Origin of the sequence: Clostridioides sp. ZZV14-6009 (assembly GCF_020658095.1) — a bacterium.
Classification (GTDB): domain Bacteria; phylum Bacillota; class Clostridia; order Peptostreptococcales; family Peptostreptococcaceae; genus Clostridioides.
In genome coordinates this window covers 79,814-99,272 of record NZ_JAGWDG010000014.1, presented here as the reverse complement: position 1 = coordinate 99,272, position 19,459 = coordinate 79,814, and the positions used below count along the sequence as shown (strand labels likewise).

The window sequence follows — 19,459 nt, the reverse complement described above, 5'->3', positions numbered from 1 at the left end:
TACATAATTAGGAGAGGGGTTTTAAGAACAAAGGTGGATATTATGGAAGAAAAAATAATGAGAAGACTTGTTATAAAACCGTTTCATATGAATGAAGTTAATTTCGGTTCAAAAACTTCTATAAAGAAAGATGTACTTACAATTGATTTATCAAGTATAGATGAAATAAAAGCAAGAGAAGATTTAATAACAGATATAAAAGTAGATATTATAAAACCTGGAGATTATGATAGGGAAATTAATACTATTATGGACATTATACCAATATCAACCAAAGTTTTAGGCAGATTGGGAGAGGGAATTACACATACTTTAACTGGTGTATACGTAATGCTAACTGGTGCAGACGAAGATGGAAATCAAATGCATGAATTTGGTTCTTCAGAAGGAATTTTGAGTGAACAAATGGTGTTTGGTAGATATGGGACTCCATCAGTTGAAGATTATATAATCCATGTGGATGTAACTCTTAAGGGAGGTTTACCTTTTGAAAGAACACTTCCACTTGCGGCATTTAAAGCATGTGATGATTTTATACAAGAAATAAGAACGTCTTTGAAAATGGAAGACGGAAGAAATGCTACTCAAGTTCGTGAATATTTTGACAAAATTCGACCAAATGCAAAAAAGGTTGTCATAGTAAAACAAATAGCAGGTCAAGGGGCTATGTATGACAATCAGTTATTCTCAAAGGAACCTAGTGGTTTTGAAGGAGGAACATCAATTATAGATATGGGAAATGTACCTATGATTATATCTCCTAATGAATATAGAGATGGTGCCCTTAGAGCTATGACTTAAGAGAGGTGGATATTATGGGAATAGGACCTTCAACAAAAGAAACATCTCTTCATCACTTTAGAGACCCACTTTTGGATATAGTTGAAAGTGATAAGGATGTAGATTTACTTGGAGTAATAGTAGTAGGAACTCCAGATGGAAATGAAAACAAAACTTTTGTAGGACAGAGAACAGCCGCTTGGCTGGAGGCTATGAGAGTAGATGGAGCTATAGTATCTTCAGATGGTTGGGGAAACTCACATGTTGACTATGCTAATACATTTGAAGAAATAGGAAAAAGAGATATACCTGTAGTTGGAGTGACATTTAATGGTACTCAAGCTAAATTTGTTGTAAGTAATCAATATATGAATACCATAGTTGATATGAACAAATCAAAAGAAGGTATTGAGACAGAAGTTGTTGGAGAAAACAACACAAATGAGATTGATGCTAAAAAAGCTTTAGCGTTTTTAAAATTAAAAATGAGAAAACATGGATAAAAAATTTAAGTAAGGGGATGAGTTTTGTGGGAATTTCTACATCAATGAAAAACACATCACTTCAGATTTTTAGAGACCCATTACTTGATTTAATAGACAATGATCCTGACGTAGATTTGCTAGGAGTAGTTGTAGTTGGTACATCAGAGCACAATGAATGGAAATCATTTTTATCAGCCAGGCTTGGAAGATGGATTGAAGCATTGAGACCTGATGGAGTGATTATAACCTTAGACATGGCAGGAAACCAGCATATTGATTTTACAAATGCTATATCAGAGTTTGTAAAATTAGACATACCTACAGTAGGTCTTACTATTATGGGAGCAGATGGTTTAGTAGTTACTAATCAGTATTTAGATAAAGCTACCATAATTGATTATAAAAAGACAACAGGCTACATAGAAACAGAAGTAGTTGGAGACAATCACATGGATGAAGTTGATGTAAAAAAAGCATTAGCTTTTCTAAAACTAAAAATGCGTAAAAACGCAAAATAAACCTAAGGGGGAATTTGATATGAAATTTAGCAGAAGTATACAAGCTATAGACTCTCATACAGCAGGAGAAGCAACTAGAATAGTTGTGGGTGGAATACCTAACATAAAAGGAAATTCTATGCCTGAGAAAAAAGAATATTTAGAAAAAAATCTAGATTATTTAAGAACTGCTATAATGTTAGAGCCAAGAGGACATAATGATATGTTTGGTTCTGTAATGACTCAACCTTGTTGTCCAGATGCTGACTTTGGAATAATCTTCATGGACGGTGGCGGATACCTTAATATGTGTGGCCATGGTACAATAGGAGCTATGACAGCAGCTATAGAAACAGGTGTAGTTCCAGCAGTAGAGCCTGTAACTCATGTAGTTATGGAAGCTCCAGCAGGAATAATAAGAGGAGATGTTACAGTTGTAGATGGAAAAGCTAAAGAAGTATCATTCTTAAACGTACCAGCTTTCTTATATAAAGAAGGTGTTGAAGTTGACTTACCAGGTGTTGGAACAGTTAAATTTGATATATCATTTGGTGGAAGCTTCTTTGCTATAATACATGCAAGTCAATTAGGTTTAAAAATAGAACCTCAAAATGCTGGTAAATTAACTGAACTAGCTATGAAACTTAGAGATATAATAAATGAAAAAATAGAAATACAACATCCAACTTTAGCTCATATAAAAACTGTAGATTTAGTTGAAATATATGATGAGCCAACTCATCCAGAAGCTACTTACAAAAACGTAGTTATATTTGGTCAAGGTCAAGTTGACAGATCTCCATGTGGAACTGGAACAAGTGCTAAATTAGCTACTTTACATGCTAAAGGTGAATTAAAAGTAGGAGAAAAATTCGTATATGAAAGTATATTAGGAACTTTATTCAAAGGTGAAATAGTTGAAGAAACTAAAGTTGCAGATTTCAATGCTGTAGTACCTAAGATAAGTGGTTCTGCTTATATAACTGGATTTAATCATTTTGTAATAGATGAAGAAGATCCACTTAAACATGGATTTATTCTTAAATAGAAACAAATAAATTGGGAAATTAAAATAGAATAGTAACCTCTTGTTGGTTACTATTCTATAGATTTTAGGCTATAAGATTCAGAATATATAAAAAAATAAAAAAATAGGAGGATGGATTATGGTAGCAATCTTAAAGGCATTATACGTAGTATTCGCAGCAATCTTTGCAGTTGTATTTGGTAAAGACGTAGCTAAAGCAAACAAAGAGGGGAAACTAGAAGAACAAAGTACTCCAAAAGTTGCTGTAACAGGATTTATAACAGATTTCTTTGATACATTAGGAATAGGCTCATTTGCTCCAACAATAGCAATGTCAAAAGCTTTAAAATTAAACATACCAGATAAGAAAATGCCTGGTACGTTAAACGTAGCACATACTATCCCAGTTGTTACTGAAGCATTTATATTCACATCAATCATACCAGTTGATGGTGTAACTCTAGTATCTATGGTTGTAGCAGCAGCAGTTGGTTCATACATAGGTGCAGGAATAATAGCTAAAATGGACGAAAGAAAGATACAAATGGTTATGGGTGTGACTCTAGCATTAACAGCAATATTAATGTTATTAGGTCATCCTTGGGTTAATGTATTACCAGGTGGAGGAAATGAATTAGGTCTTACTGGTGTTAAATTAGTAATAGGTGTATTAGGTAACTTTATATTAGGTGCTTTAATGACAGCTGGTATAGGTCTATATGCTCCAGGTATGGCAATGGTTTACTTCTTAGGAATGTCTGCAAAAGTTGCGTTCCCAATAGTTATGGGTTCTTGTGCATTATTAATGCCAGTTGCAAGTATGAAGTTCATAAAAGAAGATGCATATACTAAAAAAGCATCAGTTATAATAGCTATCTGTGGTTTAATAGGAGTTTTCGTAGCGGCATATATAGTAAAAACTTTACCAATGGATATATTAAAAGCATTAGTAATAATAGTTATAGCTTACACTTCTGCTACAATGATAATGGCTGCAAATAAAAATAAAAAGACTGCTTAGTATTTATTAAATATTACAGCTAACAATAAAAATTATAAACTGCTTTGGAACGTTAATATTAATGTTCTAAGGCAGTTTTTTATTTATTAGATATAATTATATAAAGCAACTAGTGTGCCAATTATGCAATATATATATAAATTTAGTATAAATGTAGCTATATTTTCTAAAGTTAGGCTGTAAACTGAAATTAAATATTTAAATTTAATGCTAGATGAAATAAAAAAGTTAATATATTGATGTATATTAGCAAAAATATTAGTATAATAAGTCGAATATAACTTATAACTGAAGAAAATTGAGTTTATAATGACTTGATAATTATCTGAATCGTTTGAATTAATTTAAAATATTGATATTGCTTATGTGTATAAATTAGTGTTGAGTTATATATGACTTAAAAAGTGGATAAGAAGCAATTTAATAATCAATTTTGGTTAAAACAAATAATATATTATATAAATAATAGGACAATTTTATAGGCTTAAATCAAAAGATTAAATGAAATTTATAAATAAATAAAAAGTTTTAAACAGCAATCAAAGATTTGTAATAAAATACATCACTCACAAATATATTTATTATATAAGCTGATACCAGAAATATAAGAATTAACAATTGTGGAGGGATAAAATATGATAGCTGTTAAAGATGAGAATAACGTAGTAAACTTAAGAGGGGAGTTAGACAATAAGCTAGAATTTAGCCATGAGATATTTGGAGAGAAATTTTATAACGTGAAAATAAAGATAAACAGATTAAGTGATTCCTTTGATACACTTCCTATGACTGTGTCAGAAAGACTTCTTCAAGATATTGATATCAATAAACAAAATTTAGTCAATGTTGTAGGTCAATTGAGATCATATAATAAAACTTTAAATAATAAAAATAGATTAGTGCTTACAGTATTTGTTAGAGAAATAAAGGCTATAGAGGAGGAAAATAAGGACCCAAACAGCATATTTCTAGATGGGTATGTATGTAAAGAACCTGTGTATAGGAAAACTCCTTTAGGAAGGGAAATAACTGATTTATTAGTGGCTATAAACAGACCTTATAATAAATCTGATTATATACCATCAATAGTTTGGGGAAGAAATGCAAAGTTTGCAAAAAACTTAAAAGTTGGTGATAGAATACAGCTTTGGGGTAGAGTTCAAAGTAGAGAGTATGAGAAAAAAATAGATGAGGATAACGTAGTGAAAAAAATGGCATATGAAGTATCTATATCAAAAATAAAAAAATTAGATGAAAATAATAATGACTAAATATTAAAAATATATTGTTTTTTCATCAAAAAAACTAATAAATTTGCTATAATAATACATTAAAAATAAATAAAGATTGTTTAAAAAAATACTAATGAAATATCTCTTGAATAGTTGCTCGCCATTTATTATAATGTAATCTGTACATAATTTATAATTGAGAAAATGAAGAGGTGAAGCATTGTGAAAAGCATATTATATCAGATAAATAAACAGCCAGTTAAAGCTAAATATACATCTGATGAATTAGAATGTTTTTTAGATACAATTGAGTATAATGTAGGGGATAAAATATTGCTTGTTGGTCATATAGGAAACCTAGGCAAGAGACTGAGAGGTCTTGGTACTTCTGTAACGATATTAGAGAATAGTAACTATGAAGATGTATGTTATTCTTTAGTATATAATGAAAATTGCAATGTAGTTAAAGGTAAGTTAGAGTTTTTGCCATTTGATGATAATCAGTTCAACAAGATAATAATAGTAGACCAATTTAATGTTATTACAGATTGTGAAAAAGCTTCATCTGAAATACAAAGAGTTTTAAAAGGTAATGGAGAGGTTATATTAGAAGATTTAAACTTAAAAAATTTAAAAGTTAAACTAAACTATCTTAAGCATAAATTTTGTGGTTCTGTAGCAAAGATTCACTATCCACATGAAGTATTTAATATATTTTCAAGATTAAATTTTGATGGTATGATTAAAGAGTCAAATAAATTAAAATATATTTATGTGGGAAAAAGAAGATAAATGAGTTAAAATATAAATATGGATATAATATAAAAGACTAGGTTAAGCCTAGTCTTTTGTTATAAGGAGATGTAGATATGGAAATAAATTATGAGTTAATAATAATTGTTATGCTCTTTGTAATCCTAATGTCAATTCAATTTACTTTAAATAAGATATATTTAATCCTTAAGGAAATAAGACAAATACTCATGTTAAGAAAAAATAAGGAATGATAACTATGATAGATTTAGAATATATAAAATCTGATATTCAGAACATAGCTGAAGCTATAGTTTCAGTGCTCAATATAGATGTAACTATAGTAAATAGAAACTTATTTAGGATTGCAGGGACAGGTATATATGTAGACAAAATAGGTGAAAAAGTAGATAAATATACAGCTTTTAAAAAGTCACTTACAGAACAAATTACAATACTAATTGATGACCCAAAGAGCAGTGATATATGTAGAGAATGTTATAAAAATAATGTCTGTGTGGAGTTTGCAGAAGTATGTTGCCCAATTATATGTGATGGAGAGTCTTATGGTGTTATAGGTCTTATAGCCTTTACAAAAGAACAAGCACAGATTATAGAAAATAACAAAAGTGGACTTATAAACTTTTTATGTAAGATGGCAGACTTGATATCCAATAAACTAAAAGCTCAAATTAAAACGTACGAGTTAGAGTTAGAAAAGAAAAAATTAGAGACTTTATTAAACAATATGGATAAAGCTGTTGTGTCCATTGATGTAGATGGTAAGATTGATAAATATAATTCAAAGTTTAAAGAGCTTTTTAATCTAAAGGACAATATAACTGGGAAAGATATATTCACTGAGCTAGATTTTATAAAGAAACCTTCTATAAATAACTTTAAGAAGGACAAATCATGTAGCTTTTTTTATAGAAGATACGGATATGATTCAAAGGGGATATATAACATAAATAAAATAGTATTAAAAAATGAACTAAAAGGATATGTTATTGACTTTATAGATAAAAGAGATGCTATAAAAAACTACAATAAGATGAACAAAGATTATAAGATAAAACTGGAAAATATAATTGGAGAGAGTATAGCTATAAGAAATTCAAAAAAAGAAGCCCTAATGGCTTCTAAATCCACTTCAACAGTACTTATTACTGGTGAAAGTGGAACAGGTAAAGAACTATTTGCAAGAGCTATACACAACCATAGTAATAGGGTAGATAATCCTTTTATAGCTGTAAACTGTGCAGCAATACCGGATAATTTATTAGAGAGTGAATTATTTGGATATGAAGAAGGTGCTTTTACAGGGGCTAAAAAAGGTGGAAAACTTGGTATGTTTGAAATAGCCCATAAAGGAAGCATATTTTTGGATGAAATAGGAGATATGAGCTTACATTTACAGTCAAAGTTGTTGAGGGTATTACAAGAAAAAGAGCTCAATAAGATTGGAAGTAAATCAAATGTTCTGATAGATGTAAGAATTATTGCTGCGACAAATAAAGATTTAGAAAAAATGGTTCAAAATGAAACTTTTAGAGAAGATTTATATTATAGATTAAATGTTATACCAATAAAGCTCCCAAGTTTAAGAGAAAGAAAAGATGATATACCACTTATAATAAAGCATATGATTAAGGAATACTCAAAAAAACTAGATAAAAATGTTATTGATATAGACACTAGGGTTGTTGATGCTATGATTGAATATAAGTGGCCAGGCAATATAAGAGAATTGCAGAATATTATTGAATACAGTGTAAATATGTCTTCATCTCCAATAATTACAATGAATGTAATTCCTCAAAAGATTAAAAATACATCTATAGAAGAATTAGAAGTTAGAAGTGATAAGATAATTCCACTAGATGAACTTGAGAAAATTGAGATAATAAAAGCTTTAAATAAATACAAAGATTATAAAAGAGATAAAGAATTAACAGCTAAGGCACTTGGAATATCAAGAGCTACATTATATAGAAAAATTGAAAAATACAATATAATTTCTTAGTGATATAAAGTGATATAAGAATATAATAAAAAGTGATATAAAATTTAAATATAAACAAAAAGTAGTAGTATATAAAAGGTAGTAGTATATAAAAAGTAGTGGTTGTTTAAGCCTTCAGAATCTAAAAAATAGTAATTATTAAAATAGTAATCGTCTCAAAATGATATAGAATCTCATTTTGAGATTTTTTTTTGTCTTTTTGCGAAATTGTCATCCATTTACCAAGTGAAAAAAATATAAAACCTTCATATAAATAAAAAAAATATATAATTAAAGCTAGTTATTTCAATGTATACACAATATTGAAATGAAAAAATGGACTAAAATAAAAAATATGGCATGTATTTTGCTATAAATATAGATAAGAAATTATTTAAGTACTAAAATTAAACTTAATTGGGAGGTTTATATATAATGAGAGATATAAGAAAAGAATTAGTGGAAATGTTAAAAGCAGAGGTTAAACCAGCAGTAGGATGTACTGAACCAGTAGCTTTAGCTCTAGCATGTGCAAAGGCAAAAGAATTACTAGGAGAAGAAATAGTAGAAAATCATATGTTAGTTAGCCCTAGTATCTATAAAAATGGTATGTGTGTAGGTATACCAGGAACTGAAAGATTAGGATTAAAAATAGCAGCAGCTCTAGGGATAATAGGAGGACATTCTGAAAACGGATTAAGTGTATTAGAAACTTTAACAAAGGAAGAAGTTAAAATAGCAGAAGATTATATGGATAATACTCCTTTATCAATAACACCTGCTGATACGAAAGAGAAAGTTTTTATAGAAGTTGCATTAAAAGGAGCAAATCATAATGCTAAAGTTAGAATAAGAACTAAACATGATAACTTTACATTCTTAGAAAAAGATGGAGAAGTATTATTGGATAATGAACCAAAAGTATCAGTTTCAAATGCTTCAGCAGAAAAAGTTGAGAGCTTGATGGATACTGTAACTATACAAGAATTAATAAAGAATGTAGAAGGTATTGATTTTAAAGATATAGAGTTTTTACTAGATGGAGTAAAAATGAATGAAGAAATGGCTGAATATGGATTGAAACAAAAGACTGGAATTGGTGTTGGATACGGAATTAAAAAGTCTATGGAAGAAGGTCTTTTAGGTAATGATGTTATAAACTATGCAATGATGTTAACTGCTGGAGCTTCAGATGCAAGAATGGCAGGAGTAAAAATGCCTGTTATGAGTTCAAATGGTAGTGGAAATCATGGATTAACAGCAATTCTTCCAATAGTTGCTTACAATAAAAAATTCCCACAATCTGATGAAAGACTAGCAAAAGCTTTGGCTATATCTCATTTAGTAACTGGTTATATTAAGAATTATACAGGTAGATTATCTGCTGTATGTGGATGTGGAGTTGCAGCATCTACTGGAGCAACTGCTGGTATATCTTGGCTTATGGATGGAAGCGAAAAACAAATAGAAGGTGCAATAGAAAATATGATAGCTGACTTAAGTGGAATGATATGTGATGGAGCAAAAGCTGGCTGTGCATTAAAATTATCATCTGCTGCATCTGCTGCAATACAAAGTGCTATAATAGCTAAGCAAGACTGTTTTGTACCACCATTAAATGGTATAGTTGGTTCAAGTGTTGAGCAAAGTATACAAAACTTAGGAAGAGTAAGTGATAAAGGGATGTCTATAACAGATGAGATAATATTAAATGTAATGAATGATATGAATAAAGTTGATTAATATATTACAATATTTCTTATATTGCAATATATAGTGAAGGTGATATAAATAAATTTAATTAGTACCCTCTAATAAATTATGATTATATATAAATGGGAAAAACTTGCTAGTGCAAGTTTTTTCTTTTTTGTCTAAAATATATAGTATATGATTTAGTAGGGATATATGATTTACTTAAAATAGATAATATCTTGTTAATAATTGTTGAATATGCTTAAAAACTCAATAATATTGGCTAATATTGAATAAGAGTATTGAAAAAGTGAGCAATCTCTTATAAAATTAAGAAGGATTATTACAATTGGAGGTCTTTTTATGGATATAGAAACAAAAAAATGGGAAGTATTGTATTCAGAAGAAAAAATTAATGATAAATTAAAAGAATTAGGAGCGATTATAGAGAAGGACTACAAAGATAAAAATCTTATGATTGTGTCTCTATTAAAAGGAAGTTTTATATTCTGTGCAGATTTAGTTAGAAATATAAATTTACCTCTTAGAGTTAACTTTATGACTACTTCTAGTTATGGAAACAGTGAAGAGAGTACTGGAACGGTTAAAGTTGTTTCAGATGTAAGTACTGATATAAAAGGATATGATGTATTGGTTGTAGATGATATTACTGACTCTGCATTGACTATGGATTTTGTTTTAAAGCATCTAAAAGCTAAGAATCCTGCTAGTTTAAAATGTTGTGTACTTTTAGACAAGCCAAGCAGAAGAAAGGTTGATTTAGTACCAGATTATTGTGGGTTTGAGATAGAAGACAAATTCGTAGTAGGATATGGATTTGACTTTGAAGATTACTATAGAAATGTTCCTTATATATTTAATGTAACTGATGAAGATAGATAAGCAATTTTTTAATTTTATAGATACCTCAATATAATTTTGATAAATTATATTGAGGTATCTTTTTATTTTGGGGTTTGATTTGGAGTTATCTTGTATTCGTATCAAGCTATAAGTTCAACATAGTAAAATTGTTTTGATAGTTTTATCCAAGCTTTGATTCTGTGTTTAGAAATATAAAAAAAATTTTAAAAATTTGATAGGAAATACGATTTTTAATTGTATTAGTAGTTGTAGAAGCTTTTACAAAGGAGGAATTAACTTGGAGGATAAATTGATAATTAAAAACATAATAAAGAAAAAAGAAAAGGGTGTGGAAATGCTTATAGATGAGTATGGGAATTTTATAGCATCTATAGTTAGAAGGACTCTTATGGATGCTAGAATTTATGAGGAAGAATGTGTTGATGATGTGCTTTTGTCAATCTGGAATAACATAGAAAAATTTGATAATGAAAAAAACTCTTTTAAAAACTGGATAGGTTCTATTTCTAAATACAGAGCAATTAATTATAGGAAAAAGTATATAAATAGTAATACTTATTTAAATATAGAACATGAAGAAATACCATATATAGATAAAGAGTTGGATATGAGAGAAATTGAAGAGGAAATAAATGACCTTATAAGCACATTAAATGATAAAGATGCAGAAATTTTTAGAAGGTATTATTTAGAAGATATATCACTAAAGGATATAGCTATACAAAATGAAACCACTGTTGAAAACTTACATAATAGATTATCAAGAGGAAGAAAGAAGTTGAGACTGCATTTAAATAAAAAGAAAGCTTAGAGATAATAGATAAGATAATTAAGGATTTAAATATAGAAAATATAGAATAAAAGGAGAGTTTTTATGAAAGATAAATTTGATTTATTTAATGAAACAAATATAGATATAGAAAAATACGATGATATTGTATTAAGTAATGAAGAAAAGGATGAAATGAAGAAGAGAATGAAATCTAAGATTCAATATAGTAAAAAGAATAATTTTAAGAGATATGCTTTAGTAGGAGGATTATCAGTAGTTATTTTAGGTTCAACTGCATTTACTAATGAAACTACCTTGGCATATATGCAACATCTTGGAAAGCAGATAGAATATTTCTTTAATAAGGATACTGAAGAACTTAAACCTTATAAAAATATTGTAGATGATGTTGCTACAGATAAAGGAATAGATATAAAGTTAAATGAGATTATGCTTGGTGATGGAGAATTATTTTTAAATATAAGTGTTGATGATAGCAAACTTGATAAAGATGCTTTGGGATTAAAGAAACAAGGAGGATTCTTAGGAATTGATGATATCAAAATAAAGGTTGGAGATATGAGCTTTGTTTCAATAACAGGGCCTTCTACATCAGAAAAAAATAAAGATGGTACTACTAATATGGTTATGACTTGTAAGCTTGATAATCTAGATAAAGATGGAGATGGAAAAGGGGATGTCGAAAATTTTGATTTACTAAAAAATGTGGATTTAAATAAAGACTATGATATAAATATAAGTATAAATAAAGTTGAATATGAGTTAAATAAGGATATAAAAACATCAAAAGAGATAGAGGTAGGAAATATGGGAGGAGTAGAGGGTGAACACCTAAATGGATATCTTAGTGGACAATGGGAATTTAATACAAGTATAAATGGTTCAAATATAGTTAAAGATACAAAAATTTATAATGTAGATAAAAATGTAAAATTAAAAAATAAAAATATTGATGTTGATTTAGTATTAAAAGAAGTAAGGGTTTCTCCTACCAAAATCAGAGTGATTTACGGATTTAAAACTAACAAATATAATTTCAATAAAGGTGATGATACACCAAAGATACTTGAGTTTGCACTTAAAGATGGAAGAGGAAAAGATTTAGAATTACTTAGTGGTGCAGGAGGTTATGACTTAAGTTACTCTAAAGGTAATTATATTGAATCTTCTTTAGAATATGAAATTAAGAAAGATGTTAAAAAACTAAAAATAACTCCAATAATAGAAGATTGGAGTAAAGAAATTAATAATATAACAGAATTTAAAAAACAAGGTATAGATGTTGATATAAGTAAATAGATGTATTATCACATAATAAATTGTCTATTCATATAATTATATAGAGCAATATTAGATACTTGTCTAATATTGCTCTAATTTTAAAATAGGGAGAATTTATTATATGGATGATTACAAAGATAATTCAGGTCCAAGTTTATATCAAGATGTAGGACCAACGGGACCAATAGGTCCGACAGGTCCTAAAGGAGCAACAGGGGCAACAGGAGCCAATGGAATAACAGGTCCAACAGGAAACACAGGAGCAACAGGAGCAAACGGAATAACAGGTCCAACAGGAAACACAGGAGCAACAGGAGCAAATGGAGCAACTGGAGAAACAGGGCCTAGAGGGGCAACAGGGGCAACAGGAGCCAATGGAATAACAGGTCCAACAGGAAATACAGGAGCAACAGGAGCCAATGGAATAACAGGTCCAACAGGGAACAAAGGAGCAACAGGAGCAAATGGAGTAACAGGAGCAACTGGTCCAGCAGGAGCAACCGGAGCGACAGGGACAACAGGAATAACAGGAGCAACAGGAGCAACAGGGGCAAATGGAATAACGGGTCCAACAGGGGTAACAGGAGCAACAGGAGCAATAGGGGCAAATGGAATAACAGGCCCAACAGGAAACACAGGAGCAACAGGAGCAAATGGAGTAACAGGAGCAACAGGAGCAGATGGAGCAACAGGAGTAACAGGCCCAACAGGAAATACAGGAGCAACAGGAGCAGATGGAGTAACAGGAGCAACAGGGGCAATAGGGGCAACAGGTCCAACAGGAGCAGATGGAGCAGTAGGTCCAACAGGAGCAGTAGGAGCAACAGGTCCAGATGGAGAGGTAGGTCCAACAGGAGCAGATGGAGTAACAGGCCCAACAGGAGCAGATGGAGCAGTAGGTCCAACAGGAGCAACAGGGGCAACAGGAGCAGATGGAGCAGTAGGTCCAACAGGAAATACAGGAGCAACAGGAGCAGATGGAGCAGTAGGTCCAACAGGAGCAGTAGGAGCAACAGGTCCAACAGGAGCAGATGGAGAGGTAGGTCCAACAGGAAATACAGGAGCAACAGGAGCAGATGGAGCAGTAGGCCCAACAGGAGCGACAGGAGCGACAGGACAGACAGGAGCAACAGGAGCAGTGGGAGCAACAGGCCCAACCGGAGCAGATGGAGTAGCTGGAGCAACAGGGGCAACAGGGGCAACTGGAGTAGGTGGAGCAGTAGGTCCAACAGGGGCAGTAGGAGCTACAGGTCCAACAGGAGCAGTAGGTTCAATAGGTCCAACAGGAGCAACTGGAGCCAATGGAGCAACAGGTCCAACAGGGAATACAGGAGCAACTGGAGCCAATGGAGCAACAGGTCCAACAGGAAATACAGGAGCAACTGGAGTATTGGCATCGAACAATGCACAATTTATAGTTTCATCTCCAAGTTTAACAAATAACTCACTAGTGACGTTTAACTCATCATTTATAAATGGAACAAATATAACTTTACCAACAAGTAACACTATAAACCTTGCAGTTGGAGGTATATATAATGTATCCTTTGGTATACGTGCTACACTTTCACTTGCAGGATTTATGGCAATTACTACTAATTTTAATGGCGCAGCTCAAAATAATTTTATTGCAAAAGCAGTAAATACTCTTACTTCATCAGATGTAAGTGTAGGATTGGATTTTTTAGTTGATGCTAGAGCAGCAGCTGTTACTTTAAGTTTTACATTTAATTCAGGCACAACAGGAACTTCACCATTTGGATTTGTTTCAGTCTATAGAATACAATAATTAGTTTTATAGGTGAAGAAAAAAGATAAATAAAATCTCAATCTATTAGATATTCAAATTGATAAATCTGAATATCTAAGTAGATTGAGATTCATTATGTATAAAAACTATCCTAATATATCTGACATTTTATAAAGCCCAGACTTTCTACCAACTAAAAATTTAGCTGCAACAATAGAACCATCTGCAAAGACTTCATCAGATTGAGAATGGTGACTTAATGTAAGAACTTCATTATCTCCTGCAAATATAACATCATGGTCACTGATTATATTTCCACCTCTTATAGAATGGATTCCAATTTCATTTGCTTTTCTTTTGCAATCTCTACCATATCTTCCATATTTATTTTCACTTTCAGGTAAGACCTCTTTAATTGCATTGGCTATCATAGTAGCAGTACCACTAGGAGCATCTTCTTTTCTATTATGATGCTTTTCTATGATTTCTATATCAAAACCTTCTAACATTTTTGATGCATCTTTAACTAATTTTATTAAAATATTTACACCTAGAGATGTATTTGAGGATAATAATATAGGAATATTTTTTGATGCTTTTTCTATTTTATTTAATTCATCCTCATCATATCCAGTAGTAGCTAATACTATAGGTGTATTGTTTTTTAGTGCATATGACAAGATTGGGTCTAAAGTTTCATGATGTGAGAAATCTATTATAACATCAGCTTTTTCAGTTACATCAGTCATTGTTTTATAAAGCTTCGTATCTCCATGATAAGCATTTTCATCAGCAGACCTAGCTACACCACAAACTAACTCTAATTCACTATCTTTTTTTACACATTCTGCTAACACTCTTCCCATTGTTCCATTATAACCACTAATTATAACTTTTAACATAAAATCCTCCTATGAAATTAATAAAAATTTGTTATATTTCTATAGGTTTATTTTATCACTAATATAATTTATATAAAATAATATTAGTGATAATAAACTTATAATTTACTGGATATTAAAAAAATTGTATTTAGATTTAATATGTATTAAATATAAGTTCATATATCATAAAATTTACTTAAAAATCAATACTAATATATTAAAATTACTAAAGATGTGTCTTTAAAAATATATAAATCTAGAGTATTAATTTTAAACTCAACAATTTGAGCATTAAAAGTGATATTATTAAATTAGAAGTATCTTAACTTAATATAATAAGATGGGAGAGATGGCTATGTTAAAGGAAGAAAAAACTTATCAAGAAAAGGATGCTAAAGCATTTAATGGAGTAGTAGCTTTGATAATGATTATCTTATTTTTAGTAGTTTCAATAGGTGTTATGGTTTTTGGAATAATAAAACTTGACAATGGATTCACTGGAATAGGTTCATTTATGTTAGTTTTAAGTATTTTATTTATTGTGATAGATTTTATACTGTGTTTTGGACTAAAAATGATTAATCCAAAAGAGGCTATTGTTCTAGTTTTATTTGGGAACTACTATGGAACTATAAAAAAAGAAGGATACTATTGGGTAAATCCATTTTGTTCAGCAGTAAATCCAACATCATCAGGAATTAATGTATCAAAATCTTCATCTACTGAAAAAGTAGATATATCCTCTAATCCAAGAGGAAAGAAAGTATCTTTAAAAACAATGACTCTTAATAATGAAAAACAAAAAGTTAATGATTTATTAGGAAATCCTATTATAATAGGTGTTGTTGTAATTTGGAAAGTTATAGATGCAACTAAAGCTGTATTTAATGTTGATAATTATAATACTTTTTTATCAATTCAATGTGATTCAACTATTCGTAATGTTTCAAGACTTTACCCATATGATGTGTCTGAAGATGGTGATGAAAAATCTCTTCGTGGTAGTAGTCAAGAAATAGCAGATAAATTACAAAAAGAGTTACAATCTAGAGTAGATATTGCAGGAATTGAAGTATGTGAAGTAAGAATTACTCACCTTTCTTATGCACCAGAGATTGCAGCAGCTATGTTACAACGTCAACAAGCAGAAGCTATAATAGCAGCACGTAAAAAGATTGTTGAAGGGGCTGTAAGTATGGTAGAGATGGCATTAACTAATTTAAGTGAGAATAATGTTGTGACTTTAGATGAGGAACATAAAGCTGCTATGGTAAGCAATTTATTGGTTGTTCTTTGTGGTAATAAAGATGCACAACCAGTAGTAAACAGTGGTTCAATTTATTAGTATAGAAGTAAATACCAATTAAGAGCATTTAACTATTGTGTAAGTAAATCAAGAGTGTTTAACTTGTATATATGTAAATCAGTAAATTAAGGATATTATAATTAGTTTGTAAGGAAACCAATAAATTAAGGATATTTAAATTGCATGCAAGTAAACTAGTAAATTAAGGGTATTTAACAAAGATAAATTAAAAGGCTATAAAAAGAGGAGGGTGTCTCAAAATGAACTTTTTAGTTCATGAGGCACTCTTTTTTGTATGAAATCAAATATATTTTCATCATTTCAACAATGAAAAAGAGGCTTATCTCTCTATTTTGAGACAGCCCCTTTTAATTAATAATGTTATTTCTAATTAGTCTAAATTTCTAAGGTCTTCCATAAGTTTAGTCTTGTCAGCCGTTTTTTCGTCTTTCATTTTTATAACTTTAGCAGGAGAACCAGCAACAACAGCACCAGCTTCTACGTCAGTAGTTACAACAGCACCAGCTGCAACAACAGCACCTTTACCGATTCTAACACCTTCAAGAACAACTGCATTAGCTCCTATTAAAACATCATCTTCAACTATAACAGGAGTAGCAGAAGGTGGCTCTAAAACACCAGCAACAACAGCACCAGCACCTAAATGAACATTTTTACCAAGAGTACCTCTAGCACCAATAACAGCATTCATATCTACCATAGAACCTTCACCAACAACAGCTCCTATATTTATAACAGCTCCCATCATTACAACAGCATTTTTTTCTATAGTAACCATGTCTCTTATTATTGCACCTGGTTCGATTCTTGCATGTTCACTTAAAGTATTTTTTAGAGGGATAGCAGAATTTCTTCTATCATATTCTACATGAGTATCTATTATATCATTACCATGTTTATCTAATACTTCCATTATATCTTCATAGTCACCTACAAATACATAAGAACCATTGTTTCCAAATACTTTAAATTTATCAGTTGATTGGAAATGTAAAGAGTTAGTATTTACATATACTTTAACAGGTGTTTTCTTTTTAACTTCTTTTATATATCTTGCTATTTCATAAGCATCGTTTAAATTTACCATTTGTTAATTCTCCTTGTATCTCATTATATTTCTTTTATTATATACTCATATATACTAATTTATCAACTTTAGTATATACTTACTATTATTTATTTTTTAATAGCATTATTATTTTAGCATAATATTGAGTAAATTTATTTATTATATCATATATCTTTTACTTGTGTATATTTTTTATTTGTGATATAGATTTTTACTATCCTAACATACTATCCATGTTATAAAATCCTGGTTTTTGTTTAACTAAGTATTTAGCAGCAGCTATAGAACCACTTGCAAAAATACCACGAGATTGAGCTTGATGACTTATTGTAAGGACTTCGTTATCTCCAGCAAATAGAGCATCATGTTCACCAACAATATTTCCACCTCTTATAGCATGGATACCAACCTCATTTGGTTGTCTTTTTGCACTACGCCCATATCTACCATAATTATTTTCAACGTTTGGTAAAACCTCTTTTATAGCGTTAGCAATCATAACAGCTGTGCCACTTGGGGCATCTACTTTTCTGTTGTGATGTTTTTCTATTATTTCTATATCGAATCCTTCTAATAATTTAGCTGCATCTTTAACCAATTTCACTAATACATTTACACCAAGAGACATATTATATGATTGGAATACAGGAATAACTTTAGCCGCTTCATGTATTCTATTAATTTCTTCATCATTATATCCAGTAGTAGCAATTACTAAAGGAGTTTTAGTTTTTAAAACATAAGATAAAATATTATCTAGATTAGAGTGATGAGAAAAATCTATAACTACATCAGCTTCTTCAACTATAGTATTCATATCTTCATAAATTTTAAGATTGCCTTCACAGCTATCCATACCTCTAGCTGCAACACAAACTAATTCTAGTTCACTATCATCTCTTATAGTATCGGCTAAAATCTTGCCCATTTTTCCATCATAACCAGTTGCTATAACTTTTAACATAATTTCCTCCTATGATTAAGGGCTAACTTTTGACCAAACTTAGTTTTTTATCATGCATTAATTTGTACTATGCATTAACTTTTAGTCCAAAGTTAACTAATTCTTTCTTTAATACCTCTAAGTTTACTGGGTCCATTTCTGCTAGAGGAAGTCTTAAATCTCCAACATTGAATCCTAATAAATTCATTGCAGTCTTAACTGGTATAGGATTTACCTCTATAAATAAAGCTGCGATTAGAGCATCCATACCAAGTTGTAATTTTCTAGAACCTTCTATATCGCCTTCAAAGAATTTAGCCACTAAATCGTGTGTTTCTTGAGGGCAAACATTAGCAAGTACTGATATAACTCCTTGACCTCCTAAAGACAATAAAGGAAGTATAGTATCATCATTACCAGAGTAGATAGCAAAGTCATCTGGAACTAAGCTAGCTATCTCTGCAACTTGTCCTAAGTCCCCACTAGCTTCTTTCACAGCAACTATATTATCTATCTTAGCAAGTTCAACTATAAGACTAGGGCTTATATTAACACAAGTTCTTCCAGGTACATTGTAAAGTATAATTGGAAGTTTAACACTATTAGCGATTGTTTCAAAATGACGTTTAAGTCCAGCTTTATTGGCTTTATTGTAATAAGGAGTTATTATTAATAGAGCATCTACTCCTAGTTTTTCAGCTTCTTGACTTAAATTAACTGAGTGCATAGTATCATTAGAACCACTTCCTGCTATAACAGGAACTCTTTTATTAACTTTTTCAACAACATACTTAATAGTAGCAAGTTGTTCTTCATCAGTCATAGTATTAGCTTCACCAGTAGTACCACAAGCCACTATAGCATCAGTACCGTTAGCGATTTGGTACTCAACTAATTCACCTAATTTGTCGAAATCAACTTTGCTATCCTTTGTAAATGGAGTAACTAGAGCAACAGCAGAACCTTTAAATATCATAAAAAATCAATCCCCTCTTTTTTAGTTTTGTGTTTTATATTACAGTTACTTCTAAT

At 30.4% G+C, this 19,459-nt stretch carries 18 protein-coding genes; 14 read left to right on the top strand and 4 right to left on the bottom strand.

Annotation, left to right across the window (positions count from 1 at the left end):
* Positions 1–42 precede the first annotated feature (42 nt).
* The 13 genes from prdD to KGF36_RS15525 all read left to right on the top strand — a co-directional run bounded on the left by prdD (position 43) and on the right by KGF36_RS15525 (position 14,243).
* Complete coding sequence (gene prdD / locus KGF36_RS20265; protein WP_255287823.1) at positions 43–801, top strand: proline reductase cluster protein PrdD; 759 nt, start codon at positions 43–45, stop codon at positions 799–801.
* A gap of 14 nt (positions 802–815) precedes the next feature.
* Entirely contained in the window at positions 816–1,283 is a 468-nt protein-coding gene (locus tag KGF36_RS20260) for a glycine/sarcosine/betaine reductase component B subunit (RefSeq protein ID WP_054271688.1), read from the top strand.
* Positions 1,284–1,309: 26 nt separating this feature from the next.
* Positions 1,310–1,783 (top strand): glycine/sarcosine/betaine reductase component B subunit, encoded by a 474-nt coding sequence (locus tag KGF36_RS15575; RefSeq protein ID WP_413840878.1) that lies wholly within the window; start codon positions 1,310–1,312, stop codon positions 1,781–1,783.
* 19 nt (positions 1,784–1,802) lie between these two features.
* Positions 1,803–2,810 (top strand): proline racemase, encoded by a 1,008-nt coding sequence (locus KGF36_RS15570; protein WP_227828325.1) that lies wholly within the window; start codon positions 1,803–1,805, stop codon positions 2,808–2,810.
* Between the two features lie 118 nt (positions 2,811–2,928).
* Entirely contained in the window at positions 2,929–3,810 is an 882-nt protein-coding gene (locus KGF36_RS15565; protein WP_227828326.1) for a TSUP family transporter, read from the top strand.
* 635 nt (positions 3,811–4,445) lie between these two features.
* A complete protein-coding gene (locus tag KGF36_RS15560) occupies positions 4,446–5,081 on the top strand; it encodes a single-stranded DNA-binding protein (RefSeq protein WP_227433712.1) in 636 nt (211 codons plus the stop codon).
* 183 nt (positions 5,082–5,264) lie between these two features.
* Entirely contained in the window at positions 5,265–5,834 is a 570-nt protein-coding gene (locus tag KGF36_RS15555; protein WP_227828327.1) for a class I SAM-dependent methyltransferase, read from the top strand.
* A 211-nt stretch (positions 5,835–6,045) separates the two neighbouring features.
* A complete protein-coding gene (locus KGF36_RS15550) occupies positions 6,046–7,821 on the top strand; it encodes a sigma 54-interacting transcriptional regulator (RefSeq protein ID WP_227828328.1) in 1,776 nt (591 codons plus the stop codon).
* 414 nt (positions 7,822–8,235) lie between these two features.
* On the top strand, positions 8,236–9,543 hold the full coding sequence (locus KGF36_RS15545; protein WP_227828329.1) for a serine dehydratase subunit alpha family protein: 1,308 nt from the start codon (positions 8,236–8,238) through the stop codon (positions 9,541–9,543).
* A gap of 315 nt (positions 9,544–9,858) precedes the next feature.
* Positions 9,859–10,398, top strand: a complete 540-nt coding sequence (hpt, locus tag KGF36_RS15540; RefSeq protein ID WP_227850512.1) for a hypoxanthine phosphoribosyltransferase — start codon at positions 9,859–9,861, stop codon at positions 10,396–10,398.
* Between the two features lie 259 nt (positions 10,399–10,657).
* Complete coding sequence (locus KGF36_RS15535) at positions 10,658–11,191, top strand: sigma-70 family RNA polymerase sigma factor (protein WP_227850511.1); 534 nt, start codon at positions 10,658–10,660, stop codon at positions 11,189–11,191.
* Positions 11,192–11,254: 63 nt separating this feature from the next.
* A complete protein-coding gene (locus KGF36_RS15530; protein ID WP_227854840.1) occupies positions 11,255–12,472 on the top strand; it encodes a DUF4179 domain-containing protein in 1,218 nt (405 codons plus the stop codon).
* A 103-nt stretch (positions 12,473–12,575) separates the two neighbouring features.
* Positions 12,576–14,243 (top strand): exosporium protein, encoded by a 1,668-nt coding sequence (locus tag KGF36_RS15525; RefSeq protein ID WP_227828333.1) that lies wholly within the window; start codon positions 12,576–12,578, stop codon positions 14,241–14,243.
* A gap of 107 nt (positions 14,244–14,350) precedes the next feature.
* Here KGF36_RS15525 and dapB (KGF36_RS15520) read toward each other — a convergent pair whose 3' ends face one another.
* Positions 14,351–15,106 carry a 4-hydroxy-tetrahydrodipicolinate reductase gene (gene dapB / locus KGF36_RS15520; RefSeq protein WP_227828334.1) on the bottom strand — a complete coding sequence of 252 codons (756 nt, stop codon included), beginning with the start codon at positions 15,104–15,106 and terminating at the stop codon, positions 14,351–14,353.
* Positions 15,107–15,443: 337 nt separating this feature from the next.
* Between dapB (KGF36_RS15520) and KGF36_RS15515 the strand changes: the two genes are divergently transcribed.
* On the top strand, positions 15,444–16,433 hold the full coding sequence (locus KGF36_RS15515) for an SPFH domain-containing protein (RefSeq protein WP_227824473.1): 990 nt from the start codon (positions 15,444–15,446) through the stop codon (positions 16,431–16,433).
* A 352-nt stretch (positions 16,434–16,785) separates the two neighbouring features.
* Here KGF36_RS15515 and dapD read toward each other — a convergent pair whose 3' ends face one another.
* From dapD to dapA, 3 genes are all read right to left on the bottom strand, one after another.
* Positions 16,786–17,502, bottom strand: a complete 717-nt coding sequence (gene dapD, locus KGF36_RS15510; protein ID WP_227828335.1) for a 2,3,4,5-tetrahydropyridine-2,6-dicarboxylate N-acetyltransferase — start codon at positions 17,500–17,502, stop codon at positions 16,786–16,788.
* Positions 17,503–17,698: 196 nt separating this feature from the next.
* Positions 17,699–18,448 (bottom strand): 4-hydroxy-tetrahydrodipicolinate reductase, encoded by a 750-nt coding sequence (gene dapB / locus KGF36_RS15505; RefSeq protein ID WP_227433723.1) that lies wholly within the window; start codon positions 18,446–18,448, stop codon positions 17,699–17,701.
* Between the two features lie 67 nt (positions 18,449–18,515).
* Positions 18,516–19,403, bottom strand: coding sequence for a 4-hydroxy-tetrahydrodipicolinate synthase (gene dapA, locus KGF36_RS15500; RefSeq protein WP_227828336.1), 888 nt, complete (start codon positions 19,401–19,403; stop codon positions 18,516–18,518).
* Positions 19,404–19,459: the final 56 nt, after the last annotated feature.